Raw genomic sequence first — 18,200 nt, forward strand, 5'->3', positions numbered from 1 at the left:
ATAGCATGCCGCGTTTCCACTGTTCCGTGCCGCTGACCGCTGGCGCCAGCCTGGCGCTGCCTTCCGGCGCCGCGCGCCACGTGCAGGTGCTGCGCATGCAGCCCGGCGACGCGCTCACCCTGTTCGACGGCGCGGGTGGCGAATACGCCGCCACGGTCGAGCGCATGGGCCGCAGCGACGTCGCGGTCGTGGTCGGTGCCCACCTGGCGGTCGAGCGCGAAGCGCCGCGCGCGGTCCACCTCGCGGTCGGCATGCCGGCCAACGAGCGCATGGACTGGCTGGTCGAGAAAGCCACCGAACTGGGCGTTGCGAGCATCCAGCCGCTGGCCACCGCGCACGGCGTGCTGCGCCTGTCGGGCGAACGCGCCGAGAAGAAGCGAGCGCACTGGGAAGCCATTGCGGTCGCGGCCTGCGAGCAGTGCGGCCGCAACCGCGTGCCGGTGATCCACCCGGTGCAGTCGTTTTCAGGCTGGATCGACGCCCAGGGCAGCGCGGATGCCGTGCGCCTGGTGCTGAGCCTGGCCGAAGGCACGCGCGCCATGCCGGCGGTGCAGATCCCCGAGGGCCACGGCGCGCTCGTGCTCAGCGGCCCCGAAGGCGGCCTGAGCGGCACCGAGGAGCAGCAGGCCATCGCCCGCGGCTTCGCGCCGGTCACCCTGGGCGCCCGCGTGCTGCGCGCCGAAACGGCGGCGCTGGCCGCGCTGGTGTCGCTCGCGGGGCTCTGAGCCGCTTTCGACTTGCGGGGCCAGCGGCCCAGGCGCAGCCCAAGCGCCGAACAGAGGGCGAAAAACGAGTGTTTTCCGCAACGCGCGCGCCGAAGGCTTGGGAAACAATCGTTACCTCTTTAAAACAAAAGAAGGACTTTTGCCCCATGTCCCGCCTGCCGGGCGCTTTGCGCCTTGCCCCCTGCCTCGCTCCTCTCGTTCTGTCGATGCTGTGCGCGGCCCCTGCTGCGCTGGCGCAAAGTCCCGCTGTCGCCCCCACGCCCACGCAAGTCAGCCCTGAAGTCGACAAGGCCTACACGCAGCTGATGGCCTCGCCCGCCATCCAGAAGCTGCTCGAAGCGGTCAAGGCCGACCACGAGCGCTCGGTGGAAGACCTGAAGATGCTCACCGAGATCGAGGCGCCCCCCTTCAAGGAGCACAAGCGCGCCGAGGCCTTTCTCGCCCGCATGAAGGCGCTCGGCCTGGGCCACGCGAAGATCGATGCCGAAGGCAACGTGGTCGGCCTGCGCAAGGGCACGGGCAACGGGCCCCGGCTGCTCGTGTCGGCCCACCTCGACACCGTGTTCCCCGCCGGCACCGACGTGAAGGTGAAGGAGCGCGACGGCCGCCTGTACGCCCCCGGCATCGGCGACGACACGCGCGGGCTGTCGGTGCTGCTGTCCTGGCTCAAGGTCTTGAACGACAACAAGGTGCAGACCGTGGGCGACCTGCTGTTCGTGGCCAACGTGGGCGAGGAAGAGCTGGGCAACCTGCGCGGCATGAAGGCGATCTTCAGGGACCACCTCGACCTCGACGGCATGGTGGGGCTGGAGCCCTCGCCGCCGGGCGCGGTGCTGGTGCTGGGCACCGCGAGCCACCGCTACGAGGTCACATTCCAGGGCCCGGGCGGCCACAGCTTCGGCGCTTTCGGCCTGGTGCCCAGCGCCATCCACGGCATGGGCCGCGCCATCGCCAAGATCGCCGACGTGCGCACGCCGAGCTTCCCCAAGACGACGTTCACCGTCGGCACCGTGGGCGGCGGCACCTCGGTGAACACCATCGCACCGGACGCGCGGATGGCCATCGACATCCGCTCGGACGACATGGGCGCGCTGCTGGACACCGAAAAGAAGATCCTGGCCGCCATCGACGAGGCGGTGGCCGAGGAAAACAGGCGCTGGAACGTGAACTCGCTGAGCGCCAGCACCCGCCTCATCGGCGACCGGCCCGGCGGCCGCACGCCGCCCGACTCGGTGATCGTCGAGGCGGCCACGCGCTCGAACGCGGCCTTCGGCCACAAGACGATGCTGCGCGGCGGCAGCACCGACGCCAACGTGCCGATCTCGCTGGGCATTCCGGCCATCATCGTCGGCGGCGGTGGCAAGGGCTCGGGATTCCATTCGCTGGCCGAGTCCATCGACGTGACAGACGCCTGGAAAGGCGCGCAGAATTCGCTGGTGACAGTGCTCGGGTTGGTGGGCGTGCAGGGCATCAGCCCCGCATTGCTGCCCAAACGCGTGGCGCGTACCAAGTAATTTGTCACGTTGCCGGTTCGAAAGTGCCTGTGCAACTTTCCACTTAAGCGTCGCCGCATTTAACAATGTTGGCGGTTCTGTCACACACCAAGGAAACGGCCATGGGATTGCTCGATTCGGTACTCGGTCAAGTGCTGGGAGGCGCTGCACAGCAGCAGCCCCAAGGCGGAGGCCTCGGCGGCCTCGGTGGGTTGGGCGATCTCGGCGGCATCGCAGGGGCGCTGGGCGGCCTGCTTGCGAACAATGGCGCGCAGGGCGGCCTGGGCGGGCTGGTCTCGAAGTTCGAGCAGGCCGGCCTGGGCAGCGTCATCAACTCGTGGATCGGCAAGGGCGAGAACCAGCCGGTCTCGGGCGACCAGCTGCAGAACGCGCTGGGCGGCGACACCATTGCCGCCATCGCGTCCAAGCTGGGCATCAATGCGCAAACGCTGCTGCCGATGCTCGCGACCATGCTGCCCGCGCTCATCGACCAGCTCACGCCGCACGGCAAGGTGCCGGAGCAGGGCCTGGGCAACCATGAAGACCTGCTGGGTTCGCTCAGCGGGCTGCTTCAGGGCAAGCAACCCTGAAGGCTGCCGCCTCTCTCCAGGATTCGAGCGCCCGCGAGGGCGCTCTTTTTTTTTGCCCGCGCAGCCTTGGCCGACAATGCCGCTCGCATCAGTTCGAGGGAGGATGGCATGGCGGTGGGTCGCAAATCGAAGGCAGGGACAGGCACTGAAGGCACTGAAAGCACCGAAGGCAGGGCAGGCAATGAAGGCAAGAGCGGCCTGCATGCACAGCCCGACGGCAGCGTGCGCTGGACCAAGGGCATGCGCGAGTCGCTCGCACGCTTTAACGACCGGGCCTGCGGCCATTGCGGCGGGTTGCTGTCCACCGAGCGCAGCCTGGCCGACAGCCTCGACTTCTACCGCCGCCACCGCGCCAGCTTCTACCCGCCCCGCGCCGCGCGGCTGCGCATGCTCGAGATGCACGGCGCCGCGGCGGCCGAGCTGTTCTTCGAGCCTTCGCCGCACAAGGAGGCCGTGACCGACCTGCTGGCCATCCACGACGCGGCGGTCGTGCGCTTCTTCGTGACGCAGGTCAAGCAGATCGACTGCAAGACCGCGCTGGCCAAGCAGGCCGCGCGCTGGCCGCTGTTCGTGCTGCGCGAACTGCTCTCGGCCAACCCGGCGCGCCACCAGGCCGGCGCCGCGCTCGTGCTGGAGCTGCTGGCCGCCCACCCCGACTGGCAAGCGCCGCTGGAAGCAGCCTGCGACGACAGCCAGCGCAAGACGCTCGCGCGCCTGCAGGAAGACAGCGCCGACGGCGTGACCGACGCCGCCCCCGAGGCCTGGCCCGCGCTGCTGCGCCGCCCGCCGTGGAAGAACCGGCAGGCGTTGCCGGTGGTTCCCACGCTGGCCCTGCAGCCGCTGCCCGCGACCGCCGCGCTGCACTGGGCCGGCCTGCCGCCGCCGCAGTACCAGCAGGCCACCGGCGACGCGTCGGACGACTGGCTGGCGCAGGAAGTGCGGGCGCTGCGCGCGCGCTCGGACGAGCAGGTGAAGAATTTCGCGCGCAATGAGCCGAAGGCGCCGGAGGCTGTCCGTGATGCACAGGGCGATGGCGCCCGTGTGCGCAAGGCCCTGTGGATGCTCGGCGTGCGGCCCGAGCGCATCGACGACATCGCCGACGGCGCCAACGGTGCCGACATGCAGCCGGACGACTTCGGCGACCCGCCCGGCACGGCCTGGTCGACCGCCGACTACATCTGGCAGCTGCCGGCGCCGCTGGCGATGGCGGTGTTCACGCAGGGGCCGGCGCTGCTGCACGCGCTGAGCGACGCGTCGCGCATTCGCCCGGTGCTGCATCACTTCGGCACCGCCGCGCTGCCGGCCTTGCCGCACTACCTCAAGCACGGCGCGCGCGCCATGTTCGAGCTGGCCTCCGCCATCGAATGGGACCCGCTGGCCGGCTGGATCGCCCGGGGCTTCCACACCAACCGCTGGGTGCGGCGCGAGGCCGCCGCATGGCTGGCCCGCTACCCCGACACCGCGGCGCGCGGGCTCATTCCCGCGGCGCTGGGCGAGCCCGGCCCGGCGCACGAGGCGGCGCAAGCCGCGCTGCGCTGGCTGCACGCCGAAGGCAACACCGACGCCGTGCGCCGCCAGGCCGAGGCCTACGGCAGCGAGGCGGCGGCCGCGGTTGCCACGCTGCTGGCCATCGCCCCCGAAGAGCTGCTGCCCGACGAGCTGCCGGCGCTGCCCAAGACCCTGCCGCTCGCGGCGCTGCCCCGCCTGCTGCTGAAGAACAGCGGCCACGCGCTGCCGCAGGCCTGCGTGCCCGACGTGCTGATGGCGATGATGCTCGGCAAGCCCGACGCGCCCTACCCGGGGCTGCCCGCGCTGCTGGACGCGCTGGCGCCCGATTCGCTCGCGCGCTTCGGCCGCGCCCTGCTGGCCTGGTGGATCGGCAACGGCCGCCCGAGCAAGGAGCGCTGGATGTTCGCGCTGCAGGGCCGCCTGGGCGACGACGAAACGGCCCGCCAGCTCTACGGCCTGCTGCGCCAGTGGCGCGCCGCGCTCGACCGCGTGCGCGCCTACGACGCCATGGCGATGCTGGGCGACATCGGCAGCGACGCCGCGCTCATGCACCTGGCCGAGCTCGCGCGCCAGACCCGCTACGACGACCTGCGCACCCGCGCCGACCGCATGCTGGGCGAGGTGGCCGAACAGCGCGGCCTGAGCCTCGACCAGCTGGCAGACCGCACCGTGCCCGACCTCGGCCTGGACGCGCGCGCGCGGCTCACGCTCGACTTCGGCCCGCGCACTTTCGAAGTGCGCATGGACGACCACTTCCAGCCCATGGTGCACGACGCCCGCGGCAAGGCGCTGAAGACCCTGCCCAAGCCCGGCGCGAACGACGAGCCCGGCAAGGCCGCCGCCGCGACCACGCAGCTGAAGGAGCTGCGCAAGCTGGCCAAGACCGTCGCCACCACGCAGCTGCGTCGGCTCGAGGCTGCAATGTGCGCGCAGCGCCGCTGGAGCGCGGACGAGTTCATGCCCTTCTTCGCGAACCACCCGGTGCTGCGCGTGTTCAGCCGGCCGCTGGTGTGGGGGCTGTTCGACGCGTCGAACCGGCTCGAGGGCACGTTCCGCGTCAGCGCCGAGGGCGAGCTGAGCGACCTGCAGGACGACCCGGTGAAGCTGCCCAAGGCTGCGCGCATCGGCCTGCCGCATCCGCTGGAGTTGGCCGCGCAAGACCCGGCGCTGGCCGCCGCCTGGAGCGCGGTGCTGGCCGACTACGAAATCATGCAGCCCTTCGAGCAGCTGACGCGCCAGACCTTCGCGCTCGACCCCGTGCTGCGCACGCGCCGCGAGCTTCCGCAGTGGGCGGGCCGGCAGGTGTCGAACGCCGCTCTCATGGGGCTGGAGTCGCGCGGCTGGCTGCGTGAGGTGGGCGAGGGCGGCATGGTCGACAGCTTCAACAAGGCGCTGCCCGGCGGTCGGCGGCTGTGCGTGCAGCTGGAAGAGGGCTGGTTCGTGCAGGACGTGCCCGACGGCAAGGCGCTGCAGACGGTGCGCGCGGTGGCGCTGGACGGCACAGATTCCGCCCGGGCCACACAGGCCACACAGGCCACACAGGCCATTCAAGCAAACAGGGGCACGCTGGGCGACCTGCCGCCGATCGCCTTCAGCGAGATCGAGCGCGACCTGCAGCGCGTGATCCGCGAAGCGGCCTGAACCGCCGGCGCGGCCCTGCGTTCAGGCGGGTGGAAAGCGCGCGTCGAGCCAGCGCTGCAGGGCCGCGAAGACCGGCTCGCTGTCGAGCTCGTTGAAGATCTCGTGGTACAGCGTGTCGAAGCCGTGCGCCTCGACCATGCCGCTGGGCGCGGCGGCCGCGGCAAAGACCCGGCTGGCCTCGGGCCGCACGAGGTGGTCGTCGCCCGCGTAGAGCAGCAGCGTCGGCACGGGCCAGTGGGCGGCGTGCTGCTGCACCGTGGCGCCTTCGCTCGCCAGGAAGCGCGCCAGCCGGCTGCCGATGCGGTCGTGCGTGAGCGGATCGTCCCGGTAGGCCTGCACCACGGCCGGGTCGTGCGAGAGGTAGCTGTCGTCCAGCCCGTTGCCGACGCGCAGGTTCGGCGCAATGCGCGGCAGCACCGCGAGCAGCGCCTTCTGCACGCCGCTCAGGCCCGGGTCGAGCCCCGGCGACGACAGCACCAGCCCATCGACCGGCCGCACATGGCGCGCGACCAGGCTCGCCGCGACCAGTCCGCCCAGGCTGTGCCCCAGCACCACCAGCGGCACGCCGGGGTTCAGCCGGCGCGCATCGTCGATCACCAGCGCCAGGTCGTCGACCAGCCGCAGTTCGCTGGGCAGGCCGCCGCGCACGCCGCTGGATTCGCCATGGCCGTGTTGGTCGTGCGCCCACACGGCAAAGCCCCATTCGTGCAGGCATTCGGCCACCGCGTGGTAGCGGCCCGCGTGCTCGCCGAGCCCATGGACCACCACGATGACGGCCCGCGCCGAGCTGTGTGCACCCGATGCACCCGATGCACTCGATGCTGGCAAGCGGCGCAGCACCAGCGTCTCGCCGTCCGGGGTGGACAGCGACACGCGTTGCGGCAGGGGCAGGGGGTCGCTCAAGCGGCAGCGGGTTCGGCCGCGGCGGCGCGGTGCGCCACCGGCAGCGCGGCAATCACTTCGGCCACGGCGGCCGTCAGCTTCTTGGCGTAGGGCACGTGCAGGAACTCGTTGGGGCCGTGCGCGTTGCTCTTCGGGCCGAGCACGCCGCAGACCATCATCTGCGCCTTGGGGAAGCCGGCGCTGAGCATGTTCATCAGCGGAATGGTGCCGCCCTGGCCGATGTAGCCGCACGAGGCGCCGAAGTGCGCGCGCGAGGCCTTGTTCAGCGCGTCCTCGAACCACGGGGTGATGGTCGGGGCGTTCCAGCCGGTGGCGCCGCCGCCGCTCTCGAAGGTCACGCGGGCCTGGTAGGGCGCGTTGTCTTCCAGCAGCGCCTTGAGCTTTTGCACCGTCTCGGCCGCGTCGACCAGCGGGGGCAGGCGCAGCGACAGCTTGAAGGCGGTGTAGGGGCGCAGCACGTTGCCCGCGTCCTTCAGCGCCGGAAAACCTTCGGCGCCGGTGACCGACAGCGTGGGCTTCCAGGTGCGGTTGAGCAGCGCTTCCACCGGGTCGGTGGTGGTGGGCAGGGCGAACATGGTCGAGCCGCCGCAGTCGTAGTGCGCCCAAGGAAAGCGCTTGTACACCTCGTCGCCGAGGATGGCCGCGGTGGCCTTGGCCTGCGCCAGGCGGTCGGCGGGCACTTCGCAGTGGAAGCTGGCGGGCAGGAGGCGGCCGGTGGCGCTGTCCTCGAGCCGGTCGAGCACCTGCCGCATGATGCGAAAGCTCGAAGGCACCAGGCCCGAGGCGTCGCCCGAGTGAATGCCTTCGGTGAGCACCTCGACCTTCAGCGTGCCGCTGGCCATGCCGCGCAGCGAGGTGGTGAGCCACAGCTGGTCGTAGTTGCCGGCGCCGGAGTCCAGGCAGATGACCAGCTCGACATTGCCCAGGCGCGGGCGCAGCGCGTCCACATAGGGCAGCAGGTCGTAGGAGCCGCTTTCCTCGCAGGTCTCGATGATGCCGACGATGCGCGGGTGCGCCACGCCCTGCGCCTTGAGCGCCTGCAGCGCGGCCACGCTGGCATACACCGCGTAGCCGTCGTCGGCACCGCCGCGGCCGTAGAGCAGGCCGTTTTCGTACTTGGGCGTCCACGGGCCGAGGTCGTTGCGCCAGCCGGTGAATTCGGGTTGCTTGTCGAGGTGGCCGTACATCAGCACGGTCTCGTCCATGGCGGTGCCGGAGGCCGGCACTTCGAAGAACAGCACCGGCGTGCGGCCTTCGAGGCGCACGATTTCCAGCTTCAGGCCTTCGACCTTCTGCGCCTCGACCCAGGCCGCGGCGTTGCGCAGCACGGTCTCCAGGTAGCCGTTGGCCAGCCAGTCCTTGTCGAAGCCGGGCGACTTGGACGGAATGGCGATGTAGTCGGTGAGCTGCTTGACGATGTCGCCGTCCCATTGGGCGGTGACATCGGAGAGGGCACGTGCGGCGTCGAGCGTGCCGGCGGGCATTTCGCGGTGCAGGGGGGCGTTCATCGGGGGGTTCTCCGCGAGGTGAAGAAAAAAACGCATTTTGCGCCTTGACGCGCGCGCGTGTAGCCGTAGAGTGCGGGCGATCTCAAACCGGGAGGGCTATGTGAGCAAGGCAAACATCAAGGCGGGCATCGGCGGCTGGACCTACGAGCCCTGGCGCGACAACTTCTATCCCAAGGGCCTGGCGCACGCGAAGGAGCTGAACTACGCGAGCCGCAAGGTCAGCGCCATCGAGGTCAACGGCACCTACTACAGCACCTTCAAGCCTGAGACCTTCAAGAAGTGGCACGACGACACGCCGGCCGACTTCGTGTTCTCGCTGAAAGCCTCGCGCTTCGCCACCAACCGCAAGCTGCTCTCGGGCGCGGGCGAATCGATCACGCGCTTCATCGACAGCGGCGTGGCCGAGCTCGGCGACAAGCTGGGGCCCATCGTGTGGCAGTTCATGCCGACCAAGCAGTTCGATGCCGAAGACTTCGAGGCCTTTTTGCAGCTGCTGCCGAAGAAGGAGGGCAGCCGGGTGCTGCGCCACGTGATGGACGTGCGCCACGAGAGCTTCATCACCCCCGAATACAAGGCGCTCGCGAAGAAGCACAAGGTGTCGACGGTGTTCACCGACGCCGACAAGTTTCCGTCGTTCGAGGAGCCCGAAGGGGACGTGGCCTATGCGCGGCTGATGATGGCCGACGCCAAGCTCAAGGCCGGCTACGCGCCGAAGGCGCTCGACACCTGGGCCGAGCGCGCGAAGGGCTGGGCCGCGTCGCCGAAAAAGCGCGACGTGTTCGTGTACTTCATCAATGGCGCCAAAGAAAAAGCACCGGCCGCGGCCGGTGCCTTGCTGGAGCGCCTGGGGTGGACCCCGCCCGAGCCCTGAAGCCCGGAGCTGCGGGAGCCGGGTCGGGTCAGGCCGCGGCCTGCAGCGACGGCTTGGTGCCGAAGCTGATTTCGCCAGACAGCTGGCCGCCTTCTTCGATGACGATCTTGCCGTAGCGGATCTTGCCGGTGACCTTGCCGGTCGAATGAATGACGAGCTTCTCGCGCACGGTGAGGCTGCCGTCGAACACGCCGCGGATCTCGGCGATGTCTATTTCGGCCGAGCCCTTGAACTCGCCCTGTTCGGCGATCTGCATCAGGCGCGAATCCATGGTGGCCTCGACCAGGCCTTCGACCACGAGCGTGTCGCAATCGGTGATTTCCACGCCCTTGAGCTTGATGTTCGGGCCGACGGTGAGCTTGCTGCCGCCTTCCTTGGCGACGGGTGCGGCGGCTGCCGCGTTCAGGCCGCCTTGCTGTGCAGTGAGCGACGAGGGATTGACGGGGGTACCCGAGAGATTGGTGCCTGCGCCGACCAGCGGAGCGGGGCGGGAGTTCAAAGAATCGGTGTCTCGGTCACGCTTGCCGAAGAAGGGGGACTGTGTAGCCAATGGGGAGCTCCTCAAGGAAAGGGACTATCGTAAGAACGCACTTGCGGCCTGCCGTACTTCATTGCGCAAGAGGCGTAACCGAGTAAGACGATATACGCCACCGACAATGGCTTTCCAGTAGACCCGAAACCAAGGCAGATGACGACCCCCTCGCGCAATACAGCATCGATCTCCGCCAACATCCCCGCGGCCATCGGCTCCGACGCGGCCCTTGGCGACGCGCGTTTCGGCAAGCCCGAGCACGGCTGGCGCCGCAGCCTGTTCTCGGTGATCTTCGAATCAGAGTCGCGCCTGGGGCGGCTCTTCGACCTGATGCTCATCGCGGTGATCGTCACCAGCGTGGGCGTGGTCATCCTCGACAGCGTGCAGGCCATTCACCTGCGCTTCGGCCATGTGTTCGGCGTGCTCGAATGGGTGTTCACCGCGCTCTTCACGCTCGAGTACATCGGGCGGCTGCTGTGCGTGAAGCGGCCCGCGCGCTATGCGGGCAGCTTCTACGGCGTGATCGACCTGCTCGCGCTGCTGCCAACCTTTTTGGCGGTGCTTACGCCGGGGCTCGCGTACCTGATCGACGTGCGCATCCTGCGGCTGCTGCGGGTGTTCCGCATCTTCAAGCTGTCGCGCTATTCGGAGGAGTACCGCGCACTGGTGTCGGCGGTGCATGCGAGCCGCCGCAAGATCACGGTGTTCGTCGGCTTCGTGATGCTGGTGGTGCTGGTGATGGGCACGCTGATGTACGTGGTCGAAGGGCCTCAGCACGGCTTCACCAGCATTCCGGTGGCGATCTACTGGGCCATCTCGACCATGGCCACCGTGGGCTTCGGCGACCTGGTGCCCAAGACCGACCTGGGCCGCGCGATTGCCTCGGTGATGATGCTGCTGGGCTGGGGCGTGCTGGCGGTGCCGACCGGCATCGTGACGGCCGAGATGGCGCGGCGCGGGCCCGACGACGAAGCGCTGCCGGGGTCGATGTCTGGGTCGGTGTCCGTGCCGATTGCCTCGCGCGGCATCCTGTCGATGACGCCGCCCCCACCTGCGGTGCCTGCCGTGCCGGCCAAGCGCATCACTCCCGCGGCCAGGCGGCGCGCCCTTGCGCAGCGTCGCCGAGGCGAGCGATGAACGCATCCGCATCGGGCTCGGGCAGCGAAAAAGCGAAGGCCACGTCGTCGCCGTGCGCCACGCTCTCGAGCACCGCGCCCGCCGCGGCGAGCTCCCTGCGCACCAGCCCCTCGAGCGCATAGGGCACCGTGCAGCGCACGCTGCGCAGGCGCACCAGCGGCACGAGCGTGGCACCGAGCAGCGCCTGCGCGACCGCATCGGTGTCGGCCCGCACGAGGCCGCCCGCGCCCAGCTTCACGCCACCGAAATACCGCACCACCGTCGCGAGCGCGCCTTCGACCTGCTGGTGGCGCAGCACCTCGAGCATCGGCCGGCCGGCGGTGCCGCCGGGCTCGCCGTCGTCGTTCGCGGCCGACTGGCCGCCGGCCATCAGGGCCCAGCAGACATGCGCGGCCGCCGGGTGCTCGGCGCGCAGCGAAGCGACCACGGCCAGCGCGGCCGCGCGGTCGGCCACCGGCTGCACGCAGCCGATGAAGCGGCTCTTCTTGATGAGCAGGTCGCTGTGGACCGGCTCTGGCAGCGTGAAGCTCATCGCGGGCGGCGAAGCGGGCTCAGCTGCCGCCGCGCTCGAACCTGAACACCGCCGTGCTGGCGCGCGCGTTGGGCAGCCAGCGCACGTCGCGCCCGTTCTGCAGGCCGAAGGCATCGAGCACGCGCAGGTTGTTCTTGCCGGCCAGCACCTCGAAGTCCTTGAAGGTGCCCACGCGGATGTTGGGCGTGTCGTACCACTGGTAGGGCAGGCGGCGCGTCACGGGCATGCGGCCGCGCGCGATGCTCAGCCGGTTGGGCCAGTGCGCGAAGTTGGGGAAGGCCACGATGCCGGTGCGGCCCACGCGCGCGGTCTCGCGCAGCATCACCTCGGCATTGCGCAGGTGCTGCAGCGTGTCGATCTGCAGCACCACGTCGAACGAGGCGTCGTCGAACATCGCGAGGCCTTCGTCGAGGTTGAGCTGGATCACGTCGACGCCGCGGCGAATGCACTGCAGCACGTTGCCGTCGGCAATTTCCACGCCGTAGCCGGTGCAGCCGCGCTCGCGCTGCAGCAGGTCGAGCAGGGCGCCGTCGCCGCAGCCGAGGTCGAGCACGCGCGAGCCCTGGGGAACGAGTTCGGCGATGAGCCGCTGGTGGTCGAGATCGCTCATTGAAACTCCTTGGCCACGCGCTCGAAGTAGGAGCGCACCACGCCCATGTAGCGCACGTCGTCGAGCAGGAAGGCGTCGTGGCCGTGCGGCGCGTCGATTTCGGCGTAGCTCACGTTGCGGCGGTTGTCGAGCAGCGCCTTCACGAGCTCGCGGCTGCGCGCGGGCGAGAAGCGCCAGTCGGTCTTGAAGCTCACGAGCAGGAACTTGGCCGTGGCCCGCGCGAACGCGGTGCTCAGCAGGCCGCCGTGGCTGCGCGCGGGGTCGAAGTAGTCGAGCGCACGGGTGATCAGCAGGTAGGTGTTGGCGTCGAAGTACTCGCTGAACTTGTCGCCCTGGTAGCGCAGGTAGCTCTCGATCTGGAACTCCACGTCCTGCGTCGAGTAGCGGTAGTCGAGCGCCGCCGCTTCTCCCTCGACGGCGCTGCGCAGGATGCGGCCGAACTTGGCGTTCATGACGTCGTCGCTCAGGTAGGTGATGTGGCCGATCATTCGCGCGATGCGCAGGCCGCGCTTGGGCACGACGCCGTGCTCGTAGAAGTGGCCGCCGTGGAAGTCGGGGTCGGTCACGATGGCGCGGCGCGCCACCTCGTTGAAGGCGATGTTCTCGGCCGTGAGGTTGGGCGCGCTGGCCACCACCACGGCGTGGCGCACGCGCTGCGGGTACTGCAGCGTCCACGACAGCGCCTGCATGCCGCCCAGGCTGCCGCCCATCACCGCGGCCAGGGTCTGGATGCCGAGCGCGTCGAGCAGCACGGCCTGGGCGTCCACCCAGTCTTCGACCGTGACCACCGGAAAGTCGGCGCCGTAGACGCGGCCGGTGGCGGGGTTGACGTGCATGGGGCCGGTCGAGCCGAAGCAGGAGCCGAGGTTGTTCACGCCGATGACGAAGAAGCGCTCGGTGTCCACCGGCTTGCCCGGGCCCACCATGTTGTCCCACCAGCCCTCGGAGCGGGCCTGGCCCTGGTACACGCCGGCCACGTGGTGCGAGGCGTTGAGCGCATGGCACACCAGCACCGCGTTGCTGCGGTCGGCGTTCAGGGTGCCGTAGGTTTCGTAGGCGAGCGTGTAGTCGCTGATCGATGCGCCGCTGCGCAAGGCCAGGGGCCCCGCGAACTGCATCGACTGCGGGGTGACGACCAAGGGTGGAGATGACGACACGGAAGACAAGGACGACATGAATGAAAAAACCCGGCCTCGCCAAAAACGAGCCGGGTCTGCCGTGCCTGTCTTTAGCTGGATTTATAAAGCGCCCGCAAGCTGTAGCAAATCGGCGCGAGGGGCAGTATATCGCCCCGTCCTTCAATGGGCAGCCACTACCAGCCGACGATCATGATCACGCCCAGCACCAGGAAGATGGCCGCCGAGATGGCGTGCACCAGCTTGATCGGCACGCGCCGCACGATCTTCTCGCCCAGCCACACCACCGGCGCGTTGGCCAGCATCATGCCCAGCGTGGTGCCGGCCACCACCCAGAAGTAGTCGTGCGTGAAGCGCGCGGCCAGCATGACGGTGGCAATCTGCGTCTTGTCGCCCATCTCGGCCAGGAAGAAGGCGATGACGGTGGTGCCGAACACGCCGAACTTCGACACGCCCGGGGCGTCGTCGTCGTCGAGCTTGTCGGGAATGAGCATCCACACCGCCATGGCGATGAACGAGCCGCCAAGAATCCAGCGCAGCACCTCGGGCCCGAGCCAGCGCGTGATGTAGTTGCCGACCGCGCCCGCGAGCGCGTGGTTGATGATGGTGGCGGCAAAGATGCCGAGCACGATGGGCCAGGGTTTCCTGAAACGGGCTGCGAGCAAGAGGGCCAGGAGTTGGGTCTTGTCGCCCATTTCGGCGAGCGCAACTACGCCGGTTGCAACGAGAAAAGCTTCCATGATGACGTGGGGTTCCTTGGGCCGAAGGACGCAATTGACCATGCAACCCTTCGGCCATATTTCCGAAATTGCATGGTCAAAGGTCTCGCCAGGTGTGTTCACTGCACGCGCCATGTCCCGTGTGGGGCAGGACAAGTCTGTTGACGCGGGCCCTTCTCGCAGATCGGAAGGCGGCTACTCCCCAATGACGGGCGGAATTCTACAGGCAGTGCCCGCGCATTCTTAGTTTCTGTAAGCGAACGCTAGCTTTCCAGGCGTTTTCACAGGTGCTACCTCAAGACGCAAATTCCCGCTTGCTTTTCAAATATTTCACCCATAATGCACGAGCCTCCCTCTTCATTTTGGTGGGGAGACAGTTCGGTGATCGGTCAGTTTCGCGCGACTCGACGGCTCTCGTTTGAGTGATGCTTTCGGGACTCCATCGCTTTTCTTGGTGTGTGTTTATAGGAGTCCCTTGATGGGCAACAAACTGTACGTGGGCAACCTGCCTTACTCGGTGCGCGATGGAGATCTCGAACAGGCCTTCGGGCAGTTCGGCGCGGTGACCAGCGCCAAGGTCATGATGGAACGTGACACCGGCCGCTCGAAGGGCTTCGGCTTCGTCGAGATGGGCAGTGACGCGGAAGCACAGGCAGCCATCAACGGCATGAACGGCCAGCCCCTGGGCGGCCGCAGCGTCGTCGTCAATGAAGCACGTCCCATGGAAGCACGTCCCCCGCGCAGCGGTGGCGGCGGCTACGGTGGCGGCGGCGGCGGTTATGGCGGCGGTGGTGGCGGTGGCTACGGCGGCGGCGGTGGTGGCTACGGCGGCGGTGGCGGCGATCGCAGCGGTGGCGGCGGTGGCCGTTCCGGTGGCGGCGGCTACGGCGGCGGCGGTGGCCGCAGTGGCGGCGGCGGCGGTGGAGGCGATGGCGGTTTCCGCAGCCCCTACGGCGCTGGCCCCCGTGGCGGTGGCGGCGGTGGTCGCAGCGGCGGTGGTGGCGGTGGCTACGGCGGCGGCGGCAACAGCGGCTACTGAGCCCTGCAACTCCAACGCACAAAAAGACAAAAGGCTCCTCGGGAGCCTTTTTTCATGGGCGGGCCCTTTCGTCCGGCCCGATGCAGCGCGCAGCCTGGCTTCAGGCTTCCCCGCTGCGCTTCTTGCGCCCGCGCCCCTGCACCGCCCGGTCGAGCACGGCATTGGGCAGCATGCGCATGATCTTGGCGATCACGCCCATCTGCCATGGAATCACGCGGTAGCTGGTGCCCGATTCGATGGCCCGCAGCGCCTGGGCGGCAAAGTCCTGCGGCTGCATGAGAAAGGGCATGCCGTAGCGGTTGCCCTGCGTGAGCGGCGTGTCGATGTAGCCCGGGCACAGCGTGACCACCTTGACCCCGCTGCCGTGCAGTTCGCCGCGCAGGCTTTCGCAGTACGCCACCACGCCGGCCTTGCTGGCGCAGTACGCGCCATGCCCCGGCAGCCCGCGAATGGACGCCACGCTGCCGATGCCCACCAGCCGCCCGCTGCCGCGCTGCACCATTGCCTTCACGAAGGGGTGGAAGGTTGCCGCCAGCCCCACGTTGTTGGTGGCGAAGGTCTGCGTCAGCACGTCGAGGTCGGAGCGCTCGGCGGTGTCGATGCCCACGCTGATGCCGGCATTGGCGATCACCACGTCCGGCAGCCCCTGCTGCGCGATGCAGGCATTGCCGGCGGCCACGATGCTGTCGATCTGCGCCACGTCGGCGCTGTAGATGCAATAGCGGTCCGCGCCGATGTGGCGTGCCTGCGCCCACGCTTCGATTTCCGCCGTGCGGCGTGCGACCAGCGCCAGCCGGTAGCCCGCGTCATGAAAGCTCGCGGCCATGGCCTGGCCGATGCCGCTCGATGCGCCGGTGATGAAAACAAGGGGAGATGCAGCCATCTTCAGCGCTTCTTCGCCGGTGCCGCGCCGGCGGCCGCCGACGGAATCAGCACCCCGCGCACACGCCCGTTCAGGTTGGCCACGCCGCTCAGGTTGTCGTAGTCGAGCGTGTCGCCGGTGAACTTGTCGGTGCCGCGGATGAGCGTCACGGGCTTGTTGGAGGTCACGCGCTCGGTGTCCACGTAGGCATGCAGGAACTCGCCGCGGAACTCCAGGCGCGGCAGCGGCGTGCCGTTGGGCGCCACGGCCGGGTCGCGGATGACGATGGCGTTGCCGAACAGCTGGATCTCGCTGCCGTCGGAATTCGACAGGCCCCGGTTCGCCGTCGCGCGGGTCACCAGCCCCTCGGGCGAGACCGAGCGCACGCGCACCTGGTCGACTTCCATGGTGTCGGTGTCGGGGTAGTGGCGGCCTTCGGTGCCGTGCAGCTCGCTCTTCAGGTCGCCGTTGGGCAGGAAGTTCTTGATGACGAAATCGCGCATGAAGTAGTCGGGCTCGTGCGTGGGCGCGGCCTTGGCCGTGGGCTCCAGCAGCTTGGGGGCGTTGCGCACCAGCCAGTAGGTGCCGAGCGCGACGGCCGCCGTCAGGATGATCGGCAGGTAGATCGTGGTGCGGTCGAGCACGTCGCGCACCATGCCCCATGCGCGTTTCACGTTGTTCATGTGTTCGGGTCCCGGTGATCGCTGCGGCCCAGTGCCGCGTCGAGCATGGCGCGGTACTGGCCGCAGGCCGTGAGCAGCAGGTCGCACAGCTCGCGCGCCGCGCCTTCGCCGCCGCGCGCCTGGGTCACGTAGCGTGCGATGCCGCGCACTTCGGCGTGCGCGTTGGCCGGCGCCGCCGCGAAGCCGACGCGCGCAAGCACCGGCAGGTCGGGCCAGTCGTCGCCGATGGCGGCGGCCTGCGCCCAGGTGAAGCCCAGCTGGTCGAGCATGGCCTGCGCGGCGGGCAGCTTGTCTTCGGTGCCGTAGCGCACGTGCTCGATGCCCAGCGCCTCCAGGCGCACGCGCAGCGGCTTGGAGTCGCGCCCGGTGATCACCGCCGGCACGATGCCCGCCTTGCGCAGCAGCTTCAGGCCGTAGCCGTCGAGGATGCTGAAGCGCTTGAGCGTCTCGCCGTGCTCGGTGAAGTACACCCCGCCGTCGGTCAGCACGCCGTCGATGTCGAAGAAAACGATGCGCACGTCCTGCGCGGCGATGAGGGTCTCGGCCTGGAAGTCGAGCGCCATCAGATGACCTTCGCGCGCATCAGGTCGTTGGTGTTGATCGCGCCCACGATCACGCCCGCGCCGTCGATCACGAACAGGCGGGTGATGCCGCATTGCTCCATCAGCTCGGCGGCTTCCACCGCCAGCGCGTCCACGCGGATGGTGCGCGGGTTGTGGTGCATGACTTCCGCGGCCTTGGGGCTTCGCAGGTCGGCACCGGCTTCGATCAGGCGGCGCAGGTCGCCGTCGGTGAAGATGCCCGCGGCGCGGCCGTCGGGCTCGACCACCGCGGCGGCGCCGAAGCCCTTGATGCTCATGGCGCGCATCAGCTCGCTGATGGTGGCCGTGGGCGGCACGCGCGGCACCTCGTCGCCCGAGCGCATCACGTCGCTCACGTGCGTGAGCAGCTTGCGCCCGAGCGCGCCGCCCGGGTGCGAGCGCGCGAAGTCTTCGGAGCCGAAGCCACGCGCGTCGAGCAGCGCCACGGCCAGCGCGTCGCCCATCGCCATCTGGGCGGTGGTGCTCGCGGTGGGGGCGAGGTTGAGCGGGCAGGCTTCCTTGGCCACGCCCGCGTCGATCACGATGTCGGCGTGGCGCGCCAGGGTGGATTCGGGGCGACCGGTCATGGCGATCAGGGGCACGCCCTGGCGCTTGACGACCGGCAGGATGACGGTGAGCTCGTCGACCTCGCCGCTGTTGGAAATGGCCAGCACCAGGTCGACCGTCTTGATCATTCCCAGGTCGCCGTGGCTGGCCTCGGCCGGGTGCACGAACATCGCCGGCGTGCCGGTGGAGGCGAGGGTGGCGGCAATCTTGCGGCCCACGTGGCCGCTCTTGCCCATGCCCATCACGACCACGCGGCCGCGCACCTCGAGGATCTTGCGCACGGCTTCGACGAAGCTCGGGCCGACGCGGCTCTTCAGGCCGAGAACGGCTTCGGCTTCGATGTCGAAAGTCAGGCGTGCCCGCGCGAGGATCGCGTCGGGGTCGACCACGGGGGCCGGGGCGGGGCGGGAGCTCATCTCACGATTTTACGGGCCGGCGCCTTGCCCCCACGCTCGGCAATGCGTGTCCTCGCTGCCCCCCGAGGGGGCCGCTCCGCGCCTTGGGGCGGCCCGGCGGCGCTCGGTTCCCTCCGGCACGCGTGTGCACGACTCTTGCTCTAGCA

The 18,200-nt window shown here is 69.2% G+C and carries 18 protein-coding genes and 1 riboswitch; of the genes, 7 read left to right on the forward strand and 11 right to left on the reverse strand.

Going from position 1 to position 18,200, the window contains the following annotated elements:
- Positions 1-5 precede the first annotated feature (5 nt).
- The 4 genes from AB6807_RS11000 to AB6807_RS11015 all read left to right on the forward strand — a co-directional run bounded on the left by AB6807_RS11000 (position 6) and on the right by AB6807_RS11015 (position 5,958).
- On the forward strand, positions 6-725 hold the full coding sequence (locus tag AB6807_RS11000) for a 16S rRNA (uracil(1498)-N(3))-methyltransferase (protein ID WP_371084557.1): 720 nt from the start codon (positions 6-8) through the stop codon (positions 723-725).
- A gap of 146 nt (positions 726-871) precedes the next feature.
- On the forward strand, positions 872-2,239 hold the full coding sequence (locus AB6807_RS11005) for a M20/M25/M40 family metallo-hydrolase (protein WP_371084558.1): 1,368 nt from the start codon (positions 872-874) through the stop codon (positions 2,237-2,239).
- Between the two features lie 101 nt (positions 2,240-2,340).
- Positions 2,341-2,808 carry a YidB family protein gene (locus AB6807_RS11010; RefSeq protein WP_116911891.1) on the forward strand — a complete coding sequence of 156 codons (468 nt, stop codon included), beginning with the start codon at positions 2,341-2,343 and terminating at the stop codon, positions 2,806-2,808.
- Positions 2,809-2,916: 108 nt separating this feature from the next.
- Positions 2,917-5,958 carry a DUF4132 domain-containing protein gene (locus tag AB6807_RS11015; protein WP_371084559.1) on the forward strand — a complete coding sequence of 1,014 codons (3,042 nt, stop codon included), beginning with the start codon at positions 2,917-2,919 and terminating at the stop codon, positions 5,956-5,958.
- A gap of 21 nt (positions 5,959-5,979) precedes the next feature.
- On the opposite strand, the gene AB6807_RS11020 is transcribed toward AB6807_RS11015, so the two are convergent.
- Positions 5,980-6,861: a lysophospholipase gene (locus AB6807_RS11020; protein WP_371084560.1), complete on the reverse strand. Its 882-nt coding sequence runs from the start codon at positions 6,859-6,861 to the stop codon at positions 5,980-5,982.
- Entirely contained in the window at positions 6,858-8,369 is a 1,512-nt protein-coding gene (locus AB6807_RS11025; RefSeq protein WP_371084561.1) for a M20 family metallopeptidase, read from the reverse strand. Before AB6807_RS11025 ends, AB6807_RS11020 begins: the two co-directional genes overlap by 4 nt.
- Positions 8,370-8,469: 100 nt before the next feature.
- Between AB6807_RS11025 and AB6807_RS11030 the strand changes: the two genes are divergently transcribed.
- The gene (locus AB6807_RS11030; RefSeq protein WP_116911696.1) at positions 8,470-9,240 is read left to right on the forward strand and encodes a DUF72 domain-containing protein; all 771 of its coding nucleotides are present in this window, start codon (positions 8,470-8,472) and stop codon (positions 9,238-9,240) included.
- 28 nt (positions 9,241-9,268) lie between these two features.
- Here the strand turns inward: AB6807_RS11030 and AB6807_RS11035 are convergent, their stop codons facing one another.
- Positions 9,269-9,790 carry a polymer-forming cytoskeletal protein gene (locus tag AB6807_RS11035; RefSeq protein ID WP_116911697.1) on the reverse strand — a complete coding sequence of 174 codons (522 nt, stop codon included), beginning with the start codon at positions 9,788-9,790 and terminating at the stop codon, positions 9,269-9,271.
- 138 nt (positions 9,791-9,928) lie between these two features.
- Here AB6807_RS11035 and AB6807_RS11040 point away from each other — a divergent pair, with 138 nt between their 5' ends.
- Positions 9,929-10,909: an ion transporter gene (locus AB6807_RS11040; protein WP_371084562.1), complete on the forward strand. Its 981-nt coding sequence runs from the start codon at positions 9,929-9,931 to the stop codon at positions 10,907-10,909.
- Here the strand turns inward: AB6807_RS11040 and AB6807_RS11045 are convergent.
- The 4 genes from AB6807_RS11045 to AB6807_RS11060 form a co-directional block, all read right to left on the reverse strand.
- A complete protein-coding gene (locus tag AB6807_RS11045; protein WP_371084563.1) occupies positions 10,854-11,441 on the reverse strand; it encodes a YigZ family protein in 588 nt (195 codons plus the stop codon). The genes AB6807_RS11040 and AB6807_RS11045 overlap by 56 nt on opposite strands.
- A 19-nt stretch (positions 11,442-11,460) precedes the next feature.
- Positions 11,461-12,051: a methionine biosynthesis protein MetW gene (gene metW, locus AB6807_RS11050; RefSeq protein WP_116911700.1), complete on the reverse strand. Its 591-nt coding sequence runs from the start codon at positions 12,049-12,051 to the stop codon at positions 11,461-11,463.
- Positions 12,048-13,226: a homoserine O-acetyltransferase gene (locus AB6807_RS11055; RefSeq protein ID WP_116911701.1), complete on the reverse strand. Its 1,179-nt coding sequence runs from the start codon at positions 13,224-13,226 to the stop codon at positions 12,048-12,050. The genes metW and AB6807_RS11055 overlap by 4 nt, the downstream gene beginning before the upstream one ends.
- 137 nt (positions 13,227-13,363) lie before the next feature.
- The gene (locus tag AB6807_RS11060) at positions 13,364-13,927 is read right to left on the reverse strand and encodes a TMEM165/GDT1 family protein (protein WP_116911702.1); all 564 of its coding nucleotides are present in this window, start codon (positions 13,925-13,927) and stop codon (positions 13,364-13,366) included.
- A 16-nt stretch (positions 13,928-13,943) separates the two neighbouring features.
- Positions 13,944-14,122: riboswitch (yybP-ykoY riboswitch) on the reverse strand.
- 262 nt (positions 14,123-14,384) lie between these two features.
- On the opposite strand from AB6807_RS11060, the gene AB6807_RS11065 reads away from it, so the two are divergent.
- Positions 14,385-14,945: an RNA-binding protein gene (locus tag AB6807_RS11065; RefSeq protein WP_116911703.1), complete on the forward strand. Its 561-nt coding sequence runs from the start codon at positions 14,385-14,387 to the stop codon at positions 14,943-14,945.
- Between the two features lie 100 nt (positions 14,946-15,045).
- On the opposite strand, the gene AB6807_RS11070 is transcribed toward AB6807_RS11065, so the two are convergent.
- Genes AB6807_RS11070 through AB6807_RS11085 form a run of 4 tightly spaced genes read right to left on the reverse strand, consistent with a single transcriptional unit; the run spans position 15,046 to position 18,054 of the window.
- Positions 15,046-15,828 (reverse strand): SDR family oxidoreductase, encoded by a 783-nt coding sequence (locus AB6807_RS11070; RefSeq protein ID WP_371084564.1) that lies wholly within the window; start codon positions 15,826-15,828, stop codon positions 15,046-15,048.
- A 2-nt stretch (positions 15,829-15,830) separates the two neighbouring features.
- Positions 15,831-16,490 (reverse strand): LPS export ABC transporter periplasmic protein LptC, encoded by a 660-nt coding sequence (lptC, locus tag AB6807_RS11075; RefSeq protein WP_371084565.1) that lies wholly within the window; start codon positions 16,488-16,490, stop codon positions 15,831-15,833.
- Positions 16,487-17,053, reverse strand: a complete 567-nt coding sequence (locus AB6807_RS11080; protein WP_116911705.1) for an HAD family hydrolase — start codon at positions 17,051-17,053, stop codon at positions 16,487-16,489. The genes lptC and AB6807_RS11080 overlap by 4 nt, the downstream gene beginning before the upstream one ends.
- Complete coding sequence (locus AB6807_RS11085) at positions 17,053-18,054, reverse strand: SIS domain-containing protein (RefSeq protein WP_371084566.1); 1,002 nt, start codon at positions 18,052-18,054, stop codon at positions 17,053-17,055. The genes AB6807_RS11080 and AB6807_RS11085 overlap by 1 nt, the downstream gene beginning before the upstream one ends.
- Between the last annotated feature and the right edge of the window lie 146 nt (positions 18,055-18,200).

The sequence above is a fragment of the Variovorax sp. RCC_210 genome (assembly GCF_041355175.1).
GTDB lineage: Bacteria > Pseudomonadota > Gammaproteobacteria > Burkholderiales > Burkholderiaceae_C > Variovorax.

Excerpts from the sequence above, each read along its gene's own strand:
- AB6807_RS11000 (WP_371084557.1), top strand. The coding sequence starts at position 6 with ATGCCGCGTTTCCACTGTTCCGTGCCGCTGACCGCTGGCGCCAGCCTG.
- AB6807_RS11005 (WP_371084558.1), top strand. The coding sequence starts at position 872 with ATGTCCCGCCTGCCGGGCGCTTTGCGCCTTGCCCCCTGCCTCGCTCCT.
- AB6807_RS11010 (WP_116911891.1), top strand. The coding sequence starts at position 2,341 with ATGGGATTGCTCGATTCGGTACTCGGTCAAGTGCTGGGAGGCGCTGCA.
- AB6807_RS11015 (WP_371084559.1), top strand. The coding sequence starts at position 2,917 with ATGGCGGTGGGTCGCAAATCGAAGGCAGGGACAGGCACTGAAGGCACT.
- AB6807_RS11025 (WP_371084561.1), bottom strand. The coding sequence starts at position 8,369 with ATGAACGCCCCCCTGCACCGCGAAATGCCCGCCGGCACGCTCGACGCC.
- AB6807_RS11040 (WP_371084562.1), top strand. The coding sequence starts at position 9,929 with ATGACGACCCCCTCGCGCAATACAGCATCGATCTCCGCCAACATCCCC.
- AB6807_RS11045 (WP_371084563.1), bottom strand. The coding sequence starts at position 11,441 with ATGAGCTTCACGCTGCCAGAGCCGGTCCACAGCGACCTGCTCATCAAG.
- metW (WP_116911700.1), bottom strand. The coding sequence starts at position 12,051 with ATGAGCGATCTCGACCACCAGCGGCTCATCGCCGAACTCGTTCCCCAG.
- AB6807_RS11055 (WP_116911701.1), bottom strand. The coding sequence starts at position 13,226 with ATGTCGTCCTTGTCTTCCGTGTCGTCATCTCCACCCTTGGTCGTCACC.
- AB6807_RS11060 (WP_116911702.1), bottom strand. The coding sequence starts at position 13,927 with ATGGAAGCTTTTCTCGTTGCAACCGGCGTAGTTGCGCTCGCCGAAATG.
- AB6807_RS11065 (WP_116911703.1), top strand. The coding sequence starts at position 14,385 with ATGGGCAACAAACTGTACGTGGGCAACCTGCCTTACTCGGTGCGCGAT.
- AB6807_RS11070 (WP_371084564.1), bottom strand. The coding sequence starts at position 15,828 with ATGGCTGCATCTCCCCTTGTTTTCATCACCGGCGCATCGAGCGGCATC.
- lptC (WP_371084565.1), bottom strand. The coding sequence starts at position 16,490 with ATGAACAACGTGAAACGCGCATGGGGCATGGTGCGCGACGTGCTCGAC.
- AB6807_RS11080 (WP_116911705.1), bottom strand. The coding sequence starts at position 17,053 with ATGGCGCTCGACTTCCAGGCCGAGACCCTCATCGCCGCGCAGGACGTG.
- AB6807_RS11085 (WP_371084566.1), bottom strand. The coding sequence starts at position 18,054 with ATGAGCTCCCGCCCCGCCCCGGCCCCCGTGGTCGACCCCGACGCGATC.